Raw genomic sequence first — 18,041 nt, forward strand, 5'->3', positions numbered from 1 at the left:
AGCCAGCCTTCCCGCCACCGACAAACCGGGCGCACGCCGATTGCGGTTTGTTGACTGACGGCCTTCCGGGCGGTGCCGATGCTGGCGACTCGTTCCGTTAATGCGAGTCGTCACCCATGGCCAATGAACCCCTGCAACTGAATCTCGGATCGCTGCGCAGCGCGATGTCGCTGACGCTGCACACGCACCACGCTTCGCGCATCTGGCACGGCCGCGCGCCGACCGAGGGGCGCCCCGGCATCATCGGACTCAACGGCTATATCGGCGCCATGAACAAGATGAAGCGCGGCGCCGAGCAGGACGACCCGTACTCGGACTGGTGGATGTTGCGGATCGAGGACAAGCTCGCCGACACCAGGACCCGTCTGCAGACCCTGCGCGAACAGGTGGATCAGGCCTTGGCCGACGTGCCAGCGGCGCTGTCGCTGGGCGAGAACATGAACGTGCAGCCGGTGAAGCTGCCGCTGTTCGTCAATGCTCAGCTCGGTTTCATGGCGGTGTACCTGCTGGCCGACTACGACGACCTGGCACGCAAACTCATCCTGGCGCACCACACGGCGCTGATCGACCGCAGCACCTTGGAGCGCTGGCTCAATGATGGCGCGCACGCGCTGCGCAGCCTGTTCTCGCTGGCCCAGCAGTACCGCTACTCGGGCACGACGCGCGACGACTTCGCGGCGAAGAACGCCGCGGCGCGAGCGGCGCTGGAGAAATTCGGCGAGCTGCCGCAGGACGTGCTGGAAGGCACGCGCCGCTCGCGCTTTGCGCCACCGATCGCGCGGCGGACGACCAAGCCCGGCACGCCGCCTGCAGCGTCCGCCATCGAGCCCGATACGCCGGCTCCCACGGGTGGCGCAGCCGATGGTGCGGCGGGCAATGAGGGTGCTGGCGCATGACAGCATCGCCCCCCATCAGCCACTCCACGCGTTTCGTGGCGCTGGAACAGGCGGACTTCCAGCGGCTGGAACACGCAGGCTACCTAAAAGGCCTTTTACAGCCCTTTAAGGGTAAGGGGAGTCTGGAGACCTGGGCCAGCCAGTGCGCAGCGCTGCGCGACGGCGTGATTGGCCTGGCGCAGCGGCGCGTGCTGGCCCAGGCGCGCGCCTATCCCTTCAGCCTGCTCCACGTGCAACTGGCCCAGCAGGCCACTGGCGCAGGGACGACCTTCCTGCGCTGGCGCAACCTCGACCGTTCCTCCATGGGCGTGGCGTTGTGGGAGGCCCTGCTGGCCAACCCCGCGACGCCGGCCTCGCTGATCGACGAGCTGTACGCGATCGAACTGCAGCGCATCGTGCTGAACATGCAGATCAGTCTGACCCACAGCATCGCTCGCCAAGCCCTGGAATGCGCCAACAAGGCCGCGCAGGCCGAAGCGGCTTACCTGCGGCGCGTCCACGGGCATACCGCGTCCGTTCCACCCACCACCAAGGAGTCACCATGAGCACGCACTTCGTCGGCGAGGGCAACATCGGTTCTGCGCCGGACTACCGCGAATTTCCGAACGGCAACGACGAGCCACGCCGGCTGCTTCGCCTGAACGTCTACTTCGACAACCCGATCCCGAAGAAGGACGGCGAGTACGAAGATCGCGGCGGCTTCTGGGCGCCCGTGGAGCTGTGGCACCGCGACGCCGAGCACTGGAAGACGCTGTACCAGAAAGGTATGCGGGTGCTGGTCGAGGGCCGCACCGTGCGCGACGAATGGGAGGACGCCGACGAGAACGAGCGCGTGACGTTCAAGGTCGAGGCCCGGCGCGTGGGCATCCTGCCGTACCGCATCGAGTCGGTGGCGCTCAGCGCCAAGCCGGCCGGCGGACAGTAATTCGCCCATCGCCGTTCCCCCGAGGGCGGCTGTAGCAACCGTCATACGCCCGCGATGCACCAGCGAGCTATCCCCAGGGGATAGCTCCAAGGTCGTCCACGGAGTTCCAGCCGCCCTCCCGAAACGACGCTCTTGCTGTGCCAGCTCCTACGATCTATGCACACCGCTGCGGCAACGAACCGCCTGCCAATCACAAAGCGGTGTCTGCATCAATCGACTTCCTTGCTGCCGGCATCTCCTGGCCCCGCCAAGCTGACGCCCATCCGATGAACCGCACATTTCCAAGGAGGCTTCATGCGCGTGTTCCTGTGCGAGAAGCCGTCCCAGGGCAAGGACATCGCCCGTGTGCTGGGTGCCGGTCAACGCGGCAACGGCTGCTACAGCGGCGCGGGTGTCGTTGTGACCTGGTGCATCGGTCATCTGGTGGAGGCGGTTCCGCCCGAAGGCTACGGCGAGCAATACAAGCGCTGGGCCATCGAGCAACTGCCCATTCTTCCTGAGCGTTGGCGTGTCGAGCCCAAGGCGGCGACCGCAGCGCAATTCAAAGTCGTGCAGCAGCTCGTCGCCAAGGCGGGCGAGCTGGTGATTGCGACCGACGCCGACCGCGAGGGCGAGATGATCGCCCGCGAGATCATCGACCTATGCGGCTACCGCGGGCCGATTCAGCGCCTGTGGCTGTCGGCGCTCAACGATGCGTCGATCCGCAAGGCGCTGGGTGCGCTCAAGCCGTCCGCCGAGACGCTGCCGCTGTATTTCTCCGCACTCGCCCGATCGCGCGCCGACTGGCTGATCGGGATGAACCTGAGCCGCTTGTTCACACTGCTGGGGCGCCAGGCCGGCTATAGCGGCGTGCTGTCGGTGGGGCGCGTGCAGACGCCGACGCTGAAGTTGGTCGTGGACCGCGATCGCGAGATCGCGCGCTTCGTCTGCGTACCGTTCTGGGCCATCGAGGTTGCGCTATCGCATGCAGGCCAGCCCTTCGTCGCAAGCTGGACGCCGCCGCAAGGCAGCACCGACGATGCGGGCCGTTGCTTGCAGCAGCCGGTCGCCCAGCAGGCCGCGGATCGCATTCGCGCGGCACGCGATGCGCAGGTCGTGTCGGTGGACACCGAGCGCGTGCGCGAGGCACCGCCGCTGCCGTTCGACCTGGGCACGCTGCAGGAGGTGTGCTCCAAGCAGTTGGGCCTCGACGTGCAGGAGACGCTGGACATTGCCCAGGCGCTGTACGAGACGCACAAGGCGACGACCTATCCGCGCAGCGACTCGGGATACCTGCCCGAAAGCATGCTCGCGGAAGTGCCGGCGGTGCTCGATGCACTGCTCGCCACCGATCCCAGCCTGCGGCCCTTGATCGGCCAGCTCGACCGCAACCAGCGTTCGCGCGCCTGGAACGACGGCAAGGTGTCGGCTCACCACGGCATCATCCCGACGCTGGAGCCCGCCAACCTATCGGCCATGAACGAGAAGGAACTGGCCGTCTACCGGCTGATCCGCGCTCATTACCTCGCGCAGTTCCTCCCGCACCATGAGTTCGACCGGACGGTAGCGCAGTTCTCGTGCGGCAGTCAGTCGCTGGCGGCCGTGGGCAAGCAGATCGCCGTCACCGGCTGGCGCGAGGTGCTGGCGACGCCGGGGCCGGACGATGCCGATGGCGAGGATGCGCTGCGCAGCCAGGTTCTGCCCGCCCTGCATGCGGGCCTGTCCTGCCCAGTCGGGAAGGTAGATCTCAAGGCGTTGAGGACGCTGCCGCCCAAACCCTACACGCAGGGCGAGCTGATCAAGGCCATGAAGACCGTCGCCAAGTTCGTGACCGACCCGCGGCTGAAACAGAAGCTGCGAGATACCACCGGCATCGGCACCGAGGCGACCCGCGCCAACATCATCAACGGTCTGATCGGTCGCGGCTACCTGGTCAAGAAAGGCCGTGCCGTCCGCGCTTCCGACGCAGCATTCACGCTCATCGACGCGGTGCCCTCGGCCATCGCCGACCCCGGCACCACGGCGGTGTGGGAGCAGGCGCTCGACATGATCGAGGCCGGTCAGATGGCGCTGGACACCTTCATCGAGAAGCAGTCCGTGTGGGTCGGTCAGCTCGTGCAGCAGTACCGCGGCGCGACGCTCTCGCTCAAGCTGCCGCCGACGCCGGCCTGCCCGCAGTGCGGCGCACCGATGCAGCAGCGCACGGGCAAGAGCGGCGCGTTCTGGTCCTGCTCGCGCTACCCGGACTGCAGGGGCACGTTGCCGATCGAGTCCCCGACGGGCCGGCGCAGCGCACCGCGCAAGCGGCGCGCTGCCTCCAAGGCGTCCTGATCCTCGCTTCCCCCTGCCGCGCCGGCCACTTCACTGGCGGCAAGGCAAACGTCCCGCACCGCGCGGGACTCCAAAGCGCGCGTCTCCTTCTGCAACGGTGTGCGCGCCCCGTCTGCCCGCCATCGGGCAACGGGGCGAGAAGGTCATTGCTCCACGAATCGCGCCCGCCGCCATTCCCTTGATCGGTGTGCCTTGCCTCGGTCAGAGGGGCTTCCTGACGCCTTGCCGCCGCGCGAGCCGTGAGGAGGCCCCTTGGGCCGAGGGTATTCCGTGCCGGTGCCCGCCGGCGAAACATCGGGCTCCCTTTGTGTGTGGATGCACGCCAGAGGTTTCCGGCCCCAGCCACGAAACGGGCCGGGTGCGATTGCTGATGCAGCGAACGGCTTTGACGACGGCCTGCGCTGACGCAGCCCACAGGTGGTTTTCCTTCCTCTCCAGCCGAAGGCCCGCGTGGCCTTCGGCGCCCTGGTCTTTGCCTTGTCCCGTGACGCGGGCCATTGCCCTAAAAGCGGACCGTCCGCGATTCGGTTTTCCCTGCGACGGCAGCCATGCTTCGCGCCCATCCTCACGCCATGCGTTGCTGACAGTCGTCAGCGGCATGCCCTGGCAGTCTCGGTCTTCAAGACTGCAACGCGGTTCGCCGCGTTGACCGATCCAGTCCGCTTCGCATCGCCCACCGCGGACGCTCGCCGGCCTGGCGACGATGCACTTTTCTCAACCACCCGAGGGGAACCCCATCCCCTGCGGGATGCGTGCTCCCCGACCCACCCAAGGAGCACGGCATGTCTGAACCTTCTGCATCTTCCTCTGCAACCGCAGTACGCAGTGGTGCGCTGGCGCTGGCCTGGACCGGCAAGCGTCTGCCGCTACAGGTGCTGCGCAGCGCGGCCGGCCACTACATCGGCACGCAAGACGACGAAGGCCCGGTATCGCGGGAGTCCGTCGAGTATTTCCCGAACCACCTCGCAGCACAGCGCGCCCTGGATACCCATGCCTGGACACAGCGCGCTCACCCCTGATTCCCACCCTTCAAGGAGTTCTCTCATGAATCTGTCTTTACCCGAAGACGTGCTCGATCAGATGGCGCTGGAACAGGCGCACTTCGACGCTGCACCGCAGGCCTTCTTCGAGGCCTGGAAGCGCGGCGCGCAGATCGCCGGTCACGAGTGGTTCGGCGACGGCACACGCGAAGGTCTGCAGCGTGCCACCACCAAGTGGGACCTGCGGCCCAACATGCTGATGCTCAACGACGCCCTGGGCGTGCTGAGCAGCGGTCAACGCATGTTCCTGTCCGCGATGGTGAGCTTCTACAACTCCCGCGAGGGCGGCGCGATGCTCAAGCGTTGCGGCTTCGAGGGGCTGTCCGACTTCGGTGGCCTCGATCTGGAACGGCGCCAGGTCATCGCCGACCTCACGCTGCACTACAACGGCTGGTGAGCCGCGCCTGGCAACCCGCCGTCTTTTCATCCCACCCCACGAGGGACATGCGTCCCCGTTCGGGGCCATGTCCCTCCTTCCTTTCGCAGGAGCGGCCATGTCCCGAATCAGCATCTTCCACTGACCTGCACCGCCCGCCACCAGGGCGGCCCGACGCCGCGGCCGGCTGACCGGCTGCCACTTCATCCACTCGCTGGGGTTCAATCCCCGGCAGGGGATTGCCTCGGCCATCCTCTGCTGGAGGAATCCCATGTCTCATTCCAAAAACCCCTTCGTCCGCGGCTACGATGGCCTGTCCGTGCAGCGGCTGCTGGCGATTTCCTACGACGACGACTGCCCGCTGAGCTATCTGCCGCTGCACGTCTCGCAGTCGCACCTGCCGGACAGCCAGGTCGAGCGCCATGCCTGCGTCTTCTGCGACGACTTCGCGCTGATCACCGAGGGCCAGAACGTGCCGCCCGAGCTGGACGCGCAGTGCCCCAGCCACGGTATCGCCCGAAACCTCGTCTACGCCGTCATGGCCGAAGAAGCCGGCCAGCCACTGCACGTCGGCGATACCTACTCCGAGGAAGCCGCGCGCGAGGTGGTGCGGCGCCTGCGCTTCGAGACCGGGTTCTACAGCCGTGCCTGGGAAATCAGTTCGGCGCACATCACCGAGGAGGCCGGTCGCTTCCTCGCCGAACTGGCGGACATCGCCACGCCGAGCGGTTTTCTGTTCGTGGCCTTCCGCATTCCCTACAGCCCGGCGGTCGGCGTGAAGCTGGTCGCCACGCCCTGGACGGATGCGAACCTGCAGCATGTCGAGGGCATCACCGCCGAAGAGCTGCGGCAGGAGCACCGGGCCAAGGGCGTGCCGGAGTCCCTCGTGGAAGTGTTGCACCTGGCTGCGCTCGCTGACGTTCGCATGTTGGTGTTCGATGCCGACGCGCCCGTGCTGGACGGGCTGACGCTCTACGACGACGAGTAACCCGCAACCCATTCGAGCCCCCACGTCGGGGCTCTTCTTTTTCGCGGAACGCGGTGCCGGCGCATTGCCGATTCCCAACGGACGGCCGCCGCCATGTGCCGCACGCTGGCCGCATGTTCGCTGGCGTTGCCGGCAGCATGCCCAGGCAGTCGAGACCTTCAAGACTGCGGCGCGGTTCGCCGTGCTGGTTGCTTCGTTCTCCGGGCGCACCCGCGTCCATCCACCTCACCCTCAAGGGACAGACCTCCCTTGCGGGCGGGAGTCCCTTGGTTGCCACAAGGAGTCTCCCCATGGATACCCAAGCCATCCGTGCACAGATGCCAACGCTTGTTGTCGGTCATGTGCCTTCCAACGTCCGTTCGTTCAAGTTCAACATCTTCGACGGCCAGCCCAAGGTTTCGACGCTGGGCTTTCACATCGACCCGAAGCCTTTCGAGGGCAAGGTCATCGCCACCACCGACGAGGCCATCGTCGTCAAGACGGGGCGAGCCGAGTTCGCGGTGCTCGATCGCACGCTCGTGACTGAGGTGCCCGACGAGGGCGCCAAGGTGCAGGTCGAACCCTATGTCAGACGCCGCTTCGACGGTCAGCGAGCGGACACGCCCGAGGAGCAGACCGAGTTCACCGCCGACGGCCAGCCCTACACGGTGAAGCGGTTGGTGCTCGGGTCCGCACCGGCGAAGCTGCCGATTCCCAAGCCTCGCTGCCCCGAGCTGCAGGAACTGGTCAACCAACTGGAGCAGTTGCCCGCTCCCGACGGTTTCCGGCGCGTCACCCACATGCTGGTGGATGCCGGCGCGCGGGACATCACCTGGGTCGATCCGCTGCCCGCCGACATCATCCGCACACCGCCGGCCATCGGCTTCACCGTCGCCACGACGAAGTTCCACGGTCGCGTCACCGTGCTGTATGAGCGTGGCCTCGATCTCTACGCGGTGGAGCTGCGCCGCGACGGCGAGCTGATCGAACGGGTCGATGAGGTGTTCTTCGACACCCTCGGCGAGACGCTGGAACGGCTGATCGACGACGGGAGTTGGCGGCGCATCCGCGTGCAGTGCCTGTCGTGTCGTAAGGCTATCCGGCACTGATCTCACAGCAGCTTCCCGCCCTCGCGGCGGGAAGCCGTTTTTCCTGCCCCCTGGAGATCACACTCATGACTGTTCGATTCAAAGGCACGGAGCTGCGGCCCGTGCTCGCCGAAGCGGTGGCGAATCAATGCCGCGTCATCCTGGTCAAGGATCAGGGCGTGTACTTTCTGGCCGAGTGCGGCGAGCGCCGACCCGATGGTCGCCAGAAGACCATCGCCTATGCCGCCGGTTGCAACCCGGATGTCGATGCCTTCGACGACTGGTGGGAACTGGCGCGTGCCGAGTTCGGTGGCGACGACTTCGGCGAGTTCTTCGATCCGCAGGAGGGCGTGTTTGCGCGCATCCTGCGCAGCGAGGACGACCTCGACGTGTCCGCCACCGCGACACACCTGTCGCTGCAGGCGGTTCCTCCCACGCCCAGCGGTAACTGACCGCCCATCCCTGGCCCCCGCTCCGGGGGCCTCTTTCTTCCCGGCAATGCGGACAGCCGCGAGTGCCGATTGCCGCTCGCCTGCGCGCCGTCCCGGCGCCACGCTTCCGGCCATGTTCCGCTGACGTCCGTCAGCGACATGCCCAGGCAGCCACGATCTTCAAGGCTGCGACGCGGTTCCGACCGCGTTGATCACCACAGTTCGCACCGGCATCCATGCGCGAACGGCCATCGGTTTTCGATGGCGATGCCACCAAGCTGTTCCATCAACCCACGCGGGGGTTCCACACCTTCCCCGCCTGGGTCGGGTGTGTCTCCGCCTCATTGTTCTCAGGAGATTCACCATGACCACTTCCACCGAAAAGTCCTACTTCGATCTGCACATCACCGGCCTCGGGTATCTCAATCGCATCCGCGAAGTGAAGCCCAAGAAAGGCGATGCGTTCCTGGCCTGCGACATCGCGGCTCTGAACGGTCCCAGCGATGACGTCTCGTATGTGCGTTTCGACACGCGCGTATCGGGTTCGGAAGCGCAGCACCTGGTGCGCCGCTGCATTCAGGCGGTCGACGCCGAGAAGAAGGTGATGATCGGCTTCCGCCTGGGCGACCTGTGGACCGACACCTTCACCTACTCCAAGGGCAAGCGTGCCGGCGAGCAGGGGGTGAGCCTCAAGGCCCGCCTGCTGTTCGTCAGTTGGATCAAGGTCGACGGCAAGCTCGTCTACAAGGCCGAACCCAAGCCGACCGAGACCGACGAGCGGGAGCCGGAAGTCCCTGTGACGTCCGACGCGACCGCTGCGCAGCAAGCCTCGGCACCGGAGCCTTCCAAGCCCGTCGCCGATGCTGCCGACGACGCAGCCGATGCCCCCGCATTGGCAGTTGCCGAGTCGTTCTGATCCGCAAGGCCCCATCCCCGGGGCCTTGTCTTCTCTTCGTCCGCAGGAGACCTTCATGATCACCATCCCCGGCCAACTGGCCATCAAGACCATCCACGGCAGGAACGGCGACTTCAACGTCGGCCGCCTGGCGACCTCGATCGGCGAGTTCGTCGTGAAGAACGCCGAACTCGATCAGTACCGCGAGGGCAAGTACGACGGTGATTTCGTCATCGTCGAGATTCGTCCCTCCACGTACAACGCCAACGGCCGCATGGTCATCGAGATCCGCGCCCATCTGGGCGGGATGACACTGTCCAACATCGACGCCCTGAGCCGCGACGAAGCCCGCCGGCTGAGTCCGCAGGAAGTCGATCCAATCGACGAGGAAGCGCAGGCGCCCGCGCCGGCAACGCCCCCGGCCAAGCCGAAGGCGAAGCCGCGCAGTCCGCGCGATCCCCTGGTCGATACCACGCCGTTCGGCAGCGAACCGGCTCCCGTGTCCGCTGCGGCCTCGGCCGAGGCAGACGACGCGGCGCTGTTCGGTGCCTTGTGGCCCCTGGGCGAGACCGTAAAGCTCGATGCGACCGTGGATCGTCGTGTGCTGCGTCAGCAGCGCGACCGTCTCGACAAGCTGGGCTACGAGTTCGCTCCGCTGTCCCAGGACTGGCACCTCCAAGCTGCCTGATCCATCCGCCGCCTTGCGCGGCATTCCGCCACCCGCCGGGGTTCTCCCCCGACGGGGAGGGCTCCGGCCTTTTCTTCAAGGAGACCCTCATGGGCTGGACCTTCGTTCGTCAGACGCGCGATCAGTTGATCCGCGAGCTGCTCGCTCCGCAGGCGTCCGAACGCGCTTGCTGCGAAGTCATCGACCACACGCTGGACGGCGACGTTCTGTGGACCGTGGTTCGCGTCACCGCCAGGCAGGCGGGCGTCATGGGCCTCGCGGCCGGTGAGTCCGTCTGCTACATCGGCTGCCATCTGCTGGAAAGCTCGGGCGGCGATTGGGGCTACAAGTCCCTCGATGAGTCCGTGCATCCGTACTACTACTCGTGCCCGCTGCGCTATCTCGACATGGCGCCGGTGCAAAGCTCCGAGTGGCGCGAGCGGGTTCACCGCTTCCACGCGGGACGCGCTGTCTAGCGGCACGCATCTTCCTTCACCCAACCGGGGCGAGCACGGCCCCGCGGGCTGTGGTTGCTCCTTCTTTTCCAAGAGGACATCACCATGCCTGCACCTTCTTCCGCGAAACCGCTGTACCGCATCGACGAATGCCCCGACCTCATGGCCGACGGTTGCGTCGGTGACGAGCAGGGCAATCTCGTCTTTCTCTCGATCTGGGCGCGCGACACCGCCGTTCAGGAGTTCCTCGCCCGCCTGACCCTCGGCCGGGATGAACAGGGACTGGATCAGTTCCACGTCATCACCGAGCAGGGCGCATCCATCCCGGTCTTCGTCGGCAACGTCGAGAACCTGGAAAAGCGCATCACCCGCGCCTATCGGCGAACGCTGTTCGGTTCGCTGACGAATGTGTGGCTGTTCGATCGTCGCTGCGTGAAGCCAGACAAGGCCAACGCCAGCGCGCTGGCGCTTCTGCCCAGGGATTCCGCTCACCGGCTCGACCGGCTGTGGACGCTGGTGCAGGACACCTGCCCGCTGCCACTGCTCGACCACTGGCGCGACACCGTGCTGGAGCTGTTGCAGACACGGCGGATGCTGACCGGTCTTCCCTTGGCCCTCGGGCCGCTGGAAGGCCTTCGGCTGGCCCTTGATGTCCCGGCACTGACGAAGGCGCTGGGCGAGCTGATCCGCAACGGCACCCTCGGTGCCACGCAGTACGAACTGGCCGCGAACGCACCGCTTCGGCGTGTGGCGTGAGCCATCCCCACTGGCATGCGCGCCGCGCGTGCCCGCCTTCCCTCATCCATCACCAGGAGAAATCCATGGCACTCATGTTTCCGCGCCTGGCGCGCAATTTCATTCGTAACGGCTACTTTCCCACCGACGAGCCGACGCTGGAGCGGGCCTTGTCCGCACTGGCGCCGTCTCCCGGCTCCATGTCCATCCTCGATCCCTGCGCCGGCGAAGGCGTGGCGATTGCCGAAGCCGCCCACGCCCTCGGGCGCGAGCAGGTCCAGGCCTTCGTCGTCGAGTACGACGCCGAGCGTGCCCGCCACGCGCGGCAACTGGTCGATCGCTGCATCCACGGTGACCTGATGGACACGCTGATCTCGCGCCAGTCATTCGGGCTGCTGTGGCTGAACCCGCCGTATGGCGACCTGAGCAAGGACGTGAACGGCAACATCGGCTATCAAGGCCAGGGCCGTGCGCGGCTGGAAAAGCTGTTCTATCAGCGCGCGCTGCCGCTGCTGCAGTACGGTGGCGTGCTGATCTTCATCGTGCCGTCCTACGTGCTCGACGCCGAGCTGGTCGGATGGCTGACGCGCCACTTCGCCGACCTGCGCATCTACCGTGCGGTGGAAACGCAGTTCAAGCAGGTGGTGATCTTCGGTCGCAGGATTCGTCAGCGCGACCAGGCATCGGATTCGGTCAAGGCCACCCGCGGTCTGCTGCTGCAGATTGGACAGGGTGACGCCGAAGCCGAGGAACTGCCGCTCGAATGGCCGTTCCTGCCGTACACCGTCCCTGCCAGCCCGGCCGAGCCGGAGCACTTCTATCGCGTGACGATGGAGCCCGAGCAGTTCGCCGATGAAGTCGGCCGGCTGCAAGGTCTCTGGCCGGCGCTCGATACGCACCTGGGCGCCGCGCAGCAATCGCTGCGTCCGCCCGCGCGGGCCTTGTCGCACTGGCATCTCGCCTTGGCCTTGGCCGCAGGCGCGATCTCTGGCGTAGTGAAGTCCAAGAGCGGGCGCGTGCTCGTCGTCAAAGGTGATACCCACAAGGAGAAGACCCTCCAGACGGAATACACCGAACGCGACGACGGCTCCGTGGCCGAGACGCGCATCCTCACCGACAAGTTCGTGCCGGTCATTCGTGCATGGGACTTGACGCTGGGCTCGCCTACGTGGGGCGAAGTGCTGACCATCCGCTGATCGCTGTTCCCTGACGGTTCGCCGTCGCTTTCATCCACCCACCGGGGTCACGTTGCCCCGATGGGGTGCCGTGGCCCCTTCTTCCAGAAGGAGAAACCACCATGGCACTCGCAGTCCTCAACCTCGCGTCACAAGCACGCTTTTCGCCAGGGCAGGTGGTCATGACCGCCGGCGTCGACGAGCTGGTCCGACAGGGCCGGCTCAACCCCTCGCCGTACCTGCGCCGCCATCTTCATGGCGATTGGGGCGACCTGGACGACAGCGATCGGCGGCAGAACGACGCCGCGCTGAAGTCCGGCGAGGATCGTCTGTTCTCGTCCTACCAGGTCACGCGCGACCTGAAGCTCTGGATCATCACCGAATGGGATCGCAGCGTCACCACGCTGCTGTTGCCCAGCGAATACTGATCCACATCCAGCGGCCTCGCGCCGCTTCTTTCTTCCCACCCAGGGGCATGTCACCGCCCCGTGGGGGAGGTGCATGCCCCATTGCTTTGGAGCATCACCATGTCCCTCGATCTCGAAACCGTTCCCGAAACCGCTGTGCAGGGCGACCTGCTCGAAACGGCTGCTTCACCCCTCACGCTCAGCCTGCAGGACTTCGTATCGGAGTTCGGCGACGAGTTGCTCGATTCGCTGAACCGCGCCAATCCTCCGGTCTACACTGGCCAGGTGCGGGTGCATAGGCAACTGATCCTCGCCGCGCTCAAGCGCAAGCTGTTCCCGGCGCAAGCCGATGTGGTCCATGCCGTCACCGAGCTACTGGTAGACCGCGGCGAACGCGCCGCGATCGTCAATGGCGAGATGGGTTGCGGCAAGACGACCGTCGGCATCGCCACGGCCGCCGTGCTCAACGCCGAGGGCTACCGCCGCACCCTGGTGCTCTCGCCACCCCACTTGGTCTACAAGTGGCGGCGCGAAATCCAGGAGACGGTGGCCGGTGCCAAGGTCTGGGTGCTCAATGGCCCGGACACGCTGGTCAAGCTGCTGAAACTGCGCGAGCAGTTGGGCGTGCCGGCCCAGGGCCAGGAGTTCTTCGTCCTGGGCCGCGTGCGGATGCGGATGGGGTTCCACTGGAAGCCTGTCTTCGTTCGGCGGCGCACGCCTCACGGCGACGTGGGGGCCTGCCCGGATTGCGGGCATGTCATCACCGACCTCGACGGCGAGCCGATCAACCCGGTCGCGCTCGAAGCCGAGGAGTCCCGCCGCAAGTGCAGCCACTGCCGTGCACCGCTGTGGTCGTTGATCCGTCCCAGAGGCCTGTCCGCCAGCGACCAGTCCTCGACCGTGCTCAAGGCACTGAAGCGCATTCCAACCATTGGCGAAGTCACCGCGCAGAAGCTGATGCAGAAGTTCGGTGACGCCTTCCTCGCGTCGATGCTCGGGGACAACATCCACGAGTTCATCAACCTGATGGATGGCAACGGCGAGCTGGTCTTCTCGGACCGGCAAGCCCACCGGATGGAACGCGCGATGGCCAACATGGAGTTCGGCTTCGGCGAGGGCGGCTACCAGCCGTCCGAGTTCATCAAGAGGCAGCTTCCCCAAGGCACGTTCGACCTGCTCATCGCCGACGAGGCGCACGAGTACAAGAACGGCGGCTCCGCACAGGGCCAGGCCATGGGGGTGTTGGCGGCCAAGGCGCGCAAGACGCTATTGCTCACCGGCACGCTGATGGGCGGCTACGGCGACGACCTGTTCCACCTGCTGTTCCGCGCCCTGCCGGGGCGGATGATCGAAGACGGCTACCGGCCGACGAAGAGCGGCAGCATGACCTCGGCCGCGATGGCGTTCATGCGCGATCACGGTGTCTTGAAGGACATCTACTCCGAGAGCACCGGCACGGCGCACAAGACGGCCAAGGGCACCAAGGTATCGGTGCGCACGGTCAAGGCGCCGGGTTTCGGTCCCAAGGGCGTACTGCGTTGCGTCCTGCCGTTCACGGTCTTCCTCAAGTTGAAGGACATCGGTGGCAACGTGCTGCCGCCCTACGACGAGGAGTTCCGCGAAGTCGCGATGGACACGGCGCAAGCCGCGGCCTACCGCGATCTGGCGGGTCGCCTGACCCAGGAGCTGAAGCAGGCCCTGGCGAAGCGCGACACGACGCTGCTCGGTGTGGTCCTCAACGTGCTGCTGGCCTGGCCGGACTGCTGCTTCCGGTCGGAAACGGTGGTGCATCCGCGCACGCGCAACACCTTGGCCTTCGTCCCGGCTCAGTTCAACGAGCTGGAGGTGATGCCCAAGGAACGCGAGCTGATCGAGATCTGCAAGCAGGAGAAAGCAGAAGGTCGCAAGACCCTGGTCTATTCGGTCTACACCGGCACGCGCGATACCACGTCGCGTTTGAAGGTGCTGCTGGAGCAGGAAGGCTTCAAGGTGGCGGTACTGCGCGCGAGCGTGGATGCCTCCCGCCGCGAAGACTGGATCGCCGAGCAGTTGGACCGTGGCATCGACGTGCTCATCACCAATCCCGAGCTGGTGAAAACCGGCCTGGACCTGCTGGAGTTCCCGACCATCGTGTTCCTCCAGTCCGGCTACAACGTGTATTCGCTGCAGCAGGCCGCCCGGCGCTCATGGCGCATCGGCCAGAAGCAGCCGGTGCGCGTGATCTACCTGGGCTATGCCAACTCCTCGCAGATGACCTGCCTGGGGTTGATGGCCAGGAAGATCATGGTCTCGCAAAGCACGTCGGGAGACGTACCCGAGTCGGGCCTGGATGTTCTGAACCAGGATGGTGATTCCGTCGAGGTCGCACTGGCCCGGCAGCTTGTCACGGTCTGATCCATGTGCCCATGCCGGTGGCCCCTCGGGGTCGCCGGCTTCTTTCCACGGCCCTTCGGGGCCGTTTTTCTTGGGCGTATGACAGTCCATGGCGCTGCCCAGCCATGTATTCGGGCGGGCGTCAGTGCGTTTTGTTTGCTGCCCGCAGGCCAAGCGGCGGCGATGGTGAGCGCTCCGTGTTCCAGGGAAGCGCCCTCCATGCAACCATCCATCCGCGCTGTTCACCGCCTGGCCCTCGCCGCTGGCTTGCTGGCCGGCAGCCTGTTGGCCGCCGGCTGCGCCACGACCGCCGCGTCGTCTGCGGCAGCGGTGCCGGCCGCATCGCCAACCGCCGTCGCGCCGGAGCCGGGTTTCGTTCCGGTGGCCCGCTACGGCCGCTACACCCTGGTCGAGCTGGTGCCGGAACCTGCGCAGCGTGATCTCTTGCAGCAGGCGGTGGAGGTCTCGATTCCGCCCATGCTCGATGCCAGCGTGGGCGATGCCATGCGCCATGTGCTCCTGCGCTCGGGCTACCGGCTCTGCGATGCGGTCGAAGCCGCCACGCTCTACGCGCTGCCGCTGCCTGCCGCACACCTGCGCCTGGGCCCGCTGATGCTGCGCGATGCCTTGCTGACCCTTGCCGGCCCCGCCTGGGAGCTGTCGGTCGATGACTTGACCCGCCAGGTCTGCTTCAGCCGGCACGGTGCTCCCACCTTCCTTTCCGCCAACCCGCCCGGCACCGCCACGCCCGTGCCGGACGCCGACCGGCCCGAGGAGCTGCAGCCATGACCTTTCCCCAAGCGCCATCCGAGCGCAATTCCCGCACGCGCTGGCTCAAGGTCGCCGCGGCCTTCTGGCTGCTGCTCATCAGTGCCGTGGCACTCATCAACAGCGTCGGCCTGTCGCGGCTCACCGAACAGACCCAGAGCAGCGCACAGGATGCGCAGGTCAAGGCGCTGGGCCTGCGCGTGGCCGATCTCGAACGACAGGCCGATGCGGACAAGCGCCGGCCGGTGCCGATCAGCCAGGCCGAATTCGCCACCGCGCGGCAGGCGCTGGACGAGCGGATGGCGCGCCTCGAAGAGGCCGACGAGACGAGGGCCCTGGCCGTCGACCTGCAGACGCTGCAGGCGCGCGTGAACGCAATCGAAACCCGCCTGGAGAAAACCCGGCAGGTGGCATCCGCCGCTCGCCCGCGCACTCCGGTTGCGACGAAGCCCAAGGTGCCGGAGCCGCCGTTCCGGGTGCTCGGCGTGGAGCTGCGGGGAGGCGAGCGCTTTCTGTCGATCACCTCCACCGCCGCGGCCTCGCTCGCGGGCGCCCGGCTGCTGCGCGAGGGCGACGCCGAGGGCGGCTGGCAACTGCAGTCCATCGAGGCGCAGGCGGGCGTGTTCCAGGTGAACGGCCAGACGCAGCGCGTTGCGGTGCCGTAGGAGGTCGCCATGAACCTGCGGCCGTTGCTCGCTGCCGTCGTCCTGTTCGCCACTTTCGGCGCATCCGCCCAACCGGCCCCGGTGACGAACTCGCGCATGGTGCCCGCTCAAGTGCAGCCGGGCGCTGATGCCGCGCTCGACGAGAGGCAGGCGCGGGAGTGGGGGCTTCGCTCCGAGGAGTGGGCGCGTTACCGGCAACTGATGCAGGGGCCGCTCGGGGTCTATTCGCCCCAGCTCGATCCGCTCACGGCGCTGGGCATCGAGGCCCGCAGCGACGAGGAGCGCAGGCGCTACGCGGAGTTGCAGGTGCAGGCCGAGGCCCAGCGCGTCGGCAAGACGCTGGCCTACCAGCGCGCCTACGACGCGGCGTGGCAGCGCCTGTTTCCCGGCCAGCCGCGCGTGAGCCTGCCCGGCGCCAAGGCGCAGGGTGCCGGCAACACCGGCTCCGGGCGCCTGGCGGTCTTCGTCAAGGCCGACTGCGCACCGTGCGCGCAGCGCGTGCAGCAGTTGCAGGCGGCCGGCACGGCCTTCGATCTCTACATGGTCGGCAGCCGTCAGGACGACGCGCGCATCCGGCAGTGGGCCACCCAGGCGGGCATCGACCCGGCCAGGGTGCGCGCCCGCACCATCACGCTCAACCACGATGCGGGACGCTGGCTGTCGCTCGGCCTGCCCGGCGATCTGCCGGCCGTGGTGCGCGAGGTGAACGGCCAATGGCAGCGGCAATAGGTGCTCCGGGCCGGGAGCACCGGCCGTCCCGCGTCGCCATCCGCTGCACCAGCGCCGCGCTGCTGCTCACCACCGTCGGCTGGGCGCTGGCCGCCCTGGCGCGGGAAGTGCCGCCGCCGGCCTATCAACTGGCGGCGCATCGTGCAGACGTGCCGGCGGCCGTGCTGTACGCGGTGGCCTTGCAGGAGAGCGGCGCCATGCTGCGCGGGCGCCTGATCCCCTGGCCGTGGACGCTCAACGTCGCCGGCTCGCCACAGCGCTACGCCACCCGCGTCGAGGCCTGCGCGGGGCTGCACCGTGCGCTCGCCCACACGCCGGCCAATCGCATCGACGCCGGCCTCGGCCAGGTCAATCTCGGCTACCACACGCATCGCTACACGCAGCCCTGCGAGCTGCTGGACCCGTACCGCAACCTCGCCATCGCTGCGGAAATCCTGCGCGAACAGCACACGCCGGGCGAGGACTGGCTGCTTGCCATCGGCCGCTACCACCGGCCCGCCGGCGGGGCACCCGCGGCGCGATACCGGCGCAGTGTGCATCGGCACCTGACCCGCGTACTCGACCCCGGCGTTCCCGTTCCAACTCTCCAGGCCACCACGCCATGAACCACACCGTCCTCATCGCCGCCATCGGGCTGCTGTCCACGACCACCATCTTCGCCCAGACCGTCTCCGGGCCGCTGATCGTCGTCGAAGACCGCGGCGGCGACTCCGCGCTGCCGTACTACCAGTCGCTGAATCCTCAGCCGGATCAGGCCACGCCGCCGGCCCCGATGCCGACCCCTCGCGCGGGCAACACGGCCGACGCCGAAGCCGCCATGCTGCCGGTGCGCTCGACGCAACTGTCGCCGGGCGAGGTGCAGCGCCGCGTCATCCGGGCGCCGGGCCTGACGGCGCTGTTCCTGATCGGCGACGACGAGCGTTCGCGCGCCTGGCTGCGGCAGCGGCAGGCGGCGCTGCGAGAGCTGCAGGCCGTGGGCCTGGTGGTCAACGTGGAGTCGATGGCTGCGCTGACGGCGCTGCGCAGGCTGGCGCCCGGCCTGATCCTGTCGCCGGCCTCCGGCGATGATCTGGCCCAGCGCCTGGGCCTGCGCCACTACCCGGTGCTCATCACGGCCACCGGTGTCGAGCAGTAGGTGC

At 67.2% G+C, this 18,041-nt stretch carries 21 protein-coding genes; all 21 read left to right on the plus strand.

Annotation, left to right across the window (positions count from 1 at the left end):
- Positions 1–116: 116 nt before the first annotated feature.
- The 21 genes from PSTAB_RS05890 (at position 117) to PSTAB_RS05990 (ending at position 18,037) form a co-directional block, all read left to right on the plus strand.
- Positions 117–896, plus strand: coding sequence for a PFL_4669 family integrating conjugative element protein (locus tag PSTAB_RS05890; RefSeq protein WP_013982115.1), 780 nt, complete (start codon positions 117–119; stop codon positions 894–896).
- Entirely contained in the window at positions 893–1,441 is a 549-nt protein-coding gene (locus PSTAB_RS05895) for a DUF3158 family protein (protein WP_041771667.1), read from the plus strand. Before PSTAB_RS05890 ends, PSTAB_RS05895 begins: the two co-directional genes overlap by 4 nt.
- Positions 1,438–1,821, plus strand: coding sequence for a single-stranded DNA-binding protein (locus tag PSTAB_RS05900; protein WP_004362284.1), 384 nt, complete (start codon positions 1,438–1,440; stop codon positions 1,819–1,821). The genes PSTAB_RS05895 and PSTAB_RS05900 overlap by 4 nt, the downstream gene beginning before the upstream one ends.
- 294 nt (positions 1,822–2,115) lie before the next feature.
- A complete protein-coding gene (locus PSTAB_RS05905) occupies positions 2,116–4,131 on the plus strand; it encodes a DNA topoisomerase III (RefSeq protein ID WP_013982117.1) in 2,016 nt (671 codons plus the stop codon).
- A gap of 782 nt (positions 4,132–4,913) precedes the next feature.
- Positions 4,914–5,150: a hypothetical protein gene (locus PSTAB_RS05910; RefSeq protein WP_013982118.1), complete on the plus strand. Its 237-nt coding sequence runs from the start codon at positions 4,914–4,916 to the stop codon at positions 5,148–5,150.
- A gap of 25 nt (positions 5,151–5,175) precedes the next feature.
- Positions 5,176–5,568, plus strand: coding sequence for a hypothetical protein (locus tag PSTAB_RS05915; protein WP_003141051.1), 393 nt, complete (start codon positions 5,176–5,178; stop codon positions 5,566–5,568).
- Positions 5,569–5,818: 250 nt separating this feature from the next.
- On the plus strand, positions 5,819–6,535 hold the full coding sequence (locus tag PSTAB_RS05920) for a DUF5983 family protein (protein WP_013982119.1): 717 nt from the start codon (positions 5,819–5,821) through the stop codon (positions 6,533–6,535).
- 290 nt (positions 6,536–6,825) lie between these two features.
- The gene (locus tag PSTAB_RS05925; protein ID WP_013982120.1) at positions 6,826–7,623 is read left to right on the plus strand and encodes a hypothetical protein; all 798 of its coding nucleotides are present in this window, start codon (positions 6,826–6,828) and stop codon (positions 7,621–7,623) included.
- A gap of 65 nt (positions 7,624–7,688) precedes the next feature.
- Positions 7,689–8,054, plus strand: coding sequence for a DUF3085 domain-containing protein (locus tag PSTAB_RS05930; protein WP_029578154.1), 366 nt, complete (start codon positions 7,689–7,691; stop codon positions 8,052–8,054).
- Between the two features lie 343 nt (positions 8,055–8,397).
- Entirely contained in the window at positions 8,398–8,949 is a 552-nt protein-coding gene (locus PSTAB_RS05935; protein ID WP_013982122.1) for an STY4534 family ICE replication protein, read from the plus strand.
- A gap of 55 nt (positions 8,950–9,004) precedes the next feature.
- Positions 9,005–9,616 carry a DUF3275 family protein gene (locus PSTAB_RS05940; protein ID WP_010792165.1) on the plus strand — a complete coding sequence of 204 codons (612 nt, stop codon included), beginning with the start codon at positions 9,005–9,007 and terminating at the stop codon, positions 9,614–9,616.
- Positions 9,617–9,705: 89 nt separating this feature from the next.
- Entirely contained in the window at positions 9,706–10,071 is a 366-nt protein-coding gene (locus PSTAB_RS05945; RefSeq protein ID WP_013982123.1) for a hypothetical protein, read from the plus strand.
- Between the two features lie 84 nt (positions 10,072–10,155).
- Positions 10,156–10,806 carry a hypothetical protein gene (locus PSTAB_RS05950; RefSeq protein ID WP_013982124.1) on the plus strand — a complete coding sequence of 217 codons (651 nt, stop codon included), beginning with the start codon at positions 10,156–10,158 and terminating at the stop codon, positions 10,804–10,806.
- A gap of 65 nt (positions 10,807–10,871) precedes the next feature.
- Entirely contained in the window at positions 10,872–11,981 is a 1,110-nt protein-coding gene (locus PSTAB_RS05955) for a DUF6094 domain-containing protein (RefSeq protein ID WP_013982125.1), read from the plus strand.
- Between the two features lie 101 nt (positions 11,982–12,082).
- Entirely contained in the window at positions 12,083–12,388 is a 306-nt protein-coding gene (locus tag PSTAB_RS05960) for a hypothetical protein (protein ID WP_023124349.1), read from the plus strand.
- Between the two features lie 99 nt (positions 12,389–12,487).
- A complete protein-coding gene (locus tag PSTAB_RS05965) occupies positions 12,488–14,761 on the plus strand; it encodes a helicase-related protein (RefSeq protein ID WP_013982127.1) in 2,274 nt (757 codons plus the stop codon).
- Between the two features lie 198 nt (positions 14,762–14,959).
- The gene (gene pilL2, locus PSTAB_RS05970) at positions 14,960–15,529 is read left to right on the plus strand and encodes a PFGI-1 class ICE element type IV pilus protein PilL2 (RefSeq protein ID WP_013982128.1); all 570 of its coding nucleotides are present in this window, start codon (positions 14,960–14,962) and stop codon (positions 15,527–15,529) included.
- The gene (locus tag PSTAB_RS05975) at positions 15,526–16,173 is read left to right on the plus strand and encodes a hypothetical protein (RefSeq protein WP_013982129.1); all 648 of its coding nucleotides are present in this window, start codon (positions 15,526–15,528) and stop codon (positions 16,171–16,173) included. Before pilL2 ends, PSTAB_RS05975 begins: the two co-directional genes overlap by 4 nt.
- 9 nt (positions 16,174–16,182) lie before the next feature.
- Positions 16,183–16,902: a TIGR03759 family integrating conjugative element protein gene (locus PSTAB_RS05980; RefSeq protein ID WP_013982130.1), complete on the plus strand. Its 720-nt coding sequence runs from the start codon at positions 16,183–16,185 to the stop codon at positions 16,900–16,902.
- Positions 16,887–17,507: a lysozyme family protein gene (locus PSTAB_RS05985; protein ID WP_013982131.1), complete on the plus strand. Its 621-nt coding sequence runs from the start codon at positions 16,887–16,889 to the stop codon at positions 17,505–17,507. The genes PSTAB_RS05980 and PSTAB_RS05985 overlap by 16 nt, the downstream gene beginning before the upstream one ends.
- On the plus strand, positions 17,504–18,037 hold the full coding sequence (locus PSTAB_RS05990) for an integrating conjugative element protein (RefSeq protein ID WP_003141015.1): 534 nt from the start codon (positions 17,504–17,506) through the stop codon (positions 18,035–18,037). Before PSTAB_RS05985 ends, PSTAB_RS05990 begins: the two co-directional genes overlap by 4 nt.
- Positions 18,038–18,041: the final 4 nt, after the last annotated feature.

Origin of the sequence: Stutzerimonas stutzeri, assembly GCF_000219605.1 — a bacterium.
GTDB lineage: Bacteria > Pseudomonadota > Gammaproteobacteria > Pseudomonadales > Pseudomonadaceae > Stutzerimonas > Stutzerimonas stutzeri.

Bases quoted from the DNA above. Each gene is read 5' to 3' on its own strand.
- PSTAB_RS05890 (WP_013982115.1), top strand. From the start codon at position 117: ATGGCCAATGAACCCCTGCAACTGAATCTCGGATCGCTGCGCAGCGCG.
- PSTAB_RS05895 (WP_041771667.1), top strand. From the start codon at position 893: ATGACAGCATCGCCCCCCATCAGCCACTCCACGCGTTTCGTGGCGCTG.
- PSTAB_RS05900 (WP_004362284.1), top strand. From the start codon at position 1,438: ATGAGCACGCACTTCGTCGGCGAGGGCAACATCGGTTCTGCGCCGGAC.
- PSTAB_RS05905 (WP_013982117.1), top strand. From the start codon at position 2,116: ATGCGCGTGTTCCTGTGCGAGAAGCCGTCCCAGGGCAAGGACATCGCC.
- PSTAB_RS05910 (WP_013982118.1), top strand. From the start codon at position 4,914: ATGTCTGAACCTTCTGCATCTTCCTCTGCAACCGCAGTACGCAGTGGT.
- PSTAB_RS05915 (WP_003141051.1), top strand. From the start codon at position 5,176: ATGAATCTGTCTTTACCCGAAGACGTGCTCGATCAGATGGCGCTGGAA.
- PSTAB_RS05920 (WP_013982119.1), top strand. From the start codon at position 5,819: ATGTCTCATTCCAAAAACCCCTTCGTCCGCGGCTACGATGGCCTGTCC.
- PSTAB_RS05925 (WP_013982120.1), top strand. From the start codon at position 6,826: ATGGATACCCAAGCCATCCGTGCACAGATGCCAACGCTTGTTGTCGGT.
- PSTAB_RS05930 (WP_029578154.1), top strand. From the start codon at position 7,689: ATGACTGTTCGATTCAAAGGCACGGAGCTGCGGCCCGTGCTCGCCGAA.
- PSTAB_RS05935 (WP_013982122.1), top strand. From the start codon at position 8,398: ATGACCACTTCCACCGAAAAGTCCTACTTCGATCTGCACATCACCGGC.
- PSTAB_RS05940 (WP_010792165.1), top strand. From the start codon at position 9,005: ATGATCACCATCCCCGGCCAACTGGCCATCAAGACCATCCACGGCAGG.
- PSTAB_RS05945 (WP_013982123.1), top strand. From the start codon at position 9,706: ATGGGCTGGACCTTCGTTCGTCAGACGCGCGATCAGTTGATCCGCGAG.
- PSTAB_RS05950 (WP_013982124.1), top strand. From the start codon at position 10,156: ATGCCTGCACCTTCTTCCGCGAAACCGCTGTACCGCATCGACGAATGC.
- PSTAB_RS05955 (WP_013982125.1), top strand. From the start codon at position 10,872: ATGGCACTCATGTTTCCGCGCCTGGCGCGCAATTTCATTCGTAACGGC.
- PSTAB_RS05960 (WP_023124349.1), top strand. From the start codon at position 12,083: ATGGCACTCGCAGTCCTCAACCTCGCGTCACAAGCACGCTTTTCGCCA.
- PSTAB_RS05965 (WP_013982127.1), top strand. From the start codon at position 12,488: ATGTCCCTCGATCTCGAAACCGTTCCCGAAACCGCTGTGCAGGGCGAC.
- pilL2 (WP_013982128.1), top strand. From the start codon at position 14,960: ATGCAACCATCCATCCGCGCTGTTCACCGCCTGGCCCTCGCCGCTGGC.
- PSTAB_RS05975 (WP_013982129.1), top strand. From the start codon at position 15,526: ATGACCTTTCCCCAAGCGCCATCCGAGCGCAATTCCCGCACGCGCTGG.
- PSTAB_RS05980 (WP_013982130.1), top strand. From the start codon at position 16,183: ATGAACCTGCGGCCGTTGCTCGCTGCCGTCGTCCTGTTCGCCACTTTC.
- PSTAB_RS05985 (WP_013982131.1), top strand. From the start codon at position 16,887: ATGGCAGCGGCAATAGGTGCTCCGGGCCGGGAGCACCGGCCGTCCCGC.
- PSTAB_RS05990 (WP_003141015.1), top strand. From the start codon at position 17,504: ATGAACCACACCGTCCTCATCGCCGCCATCGGGCTGCTGTCCACGACC.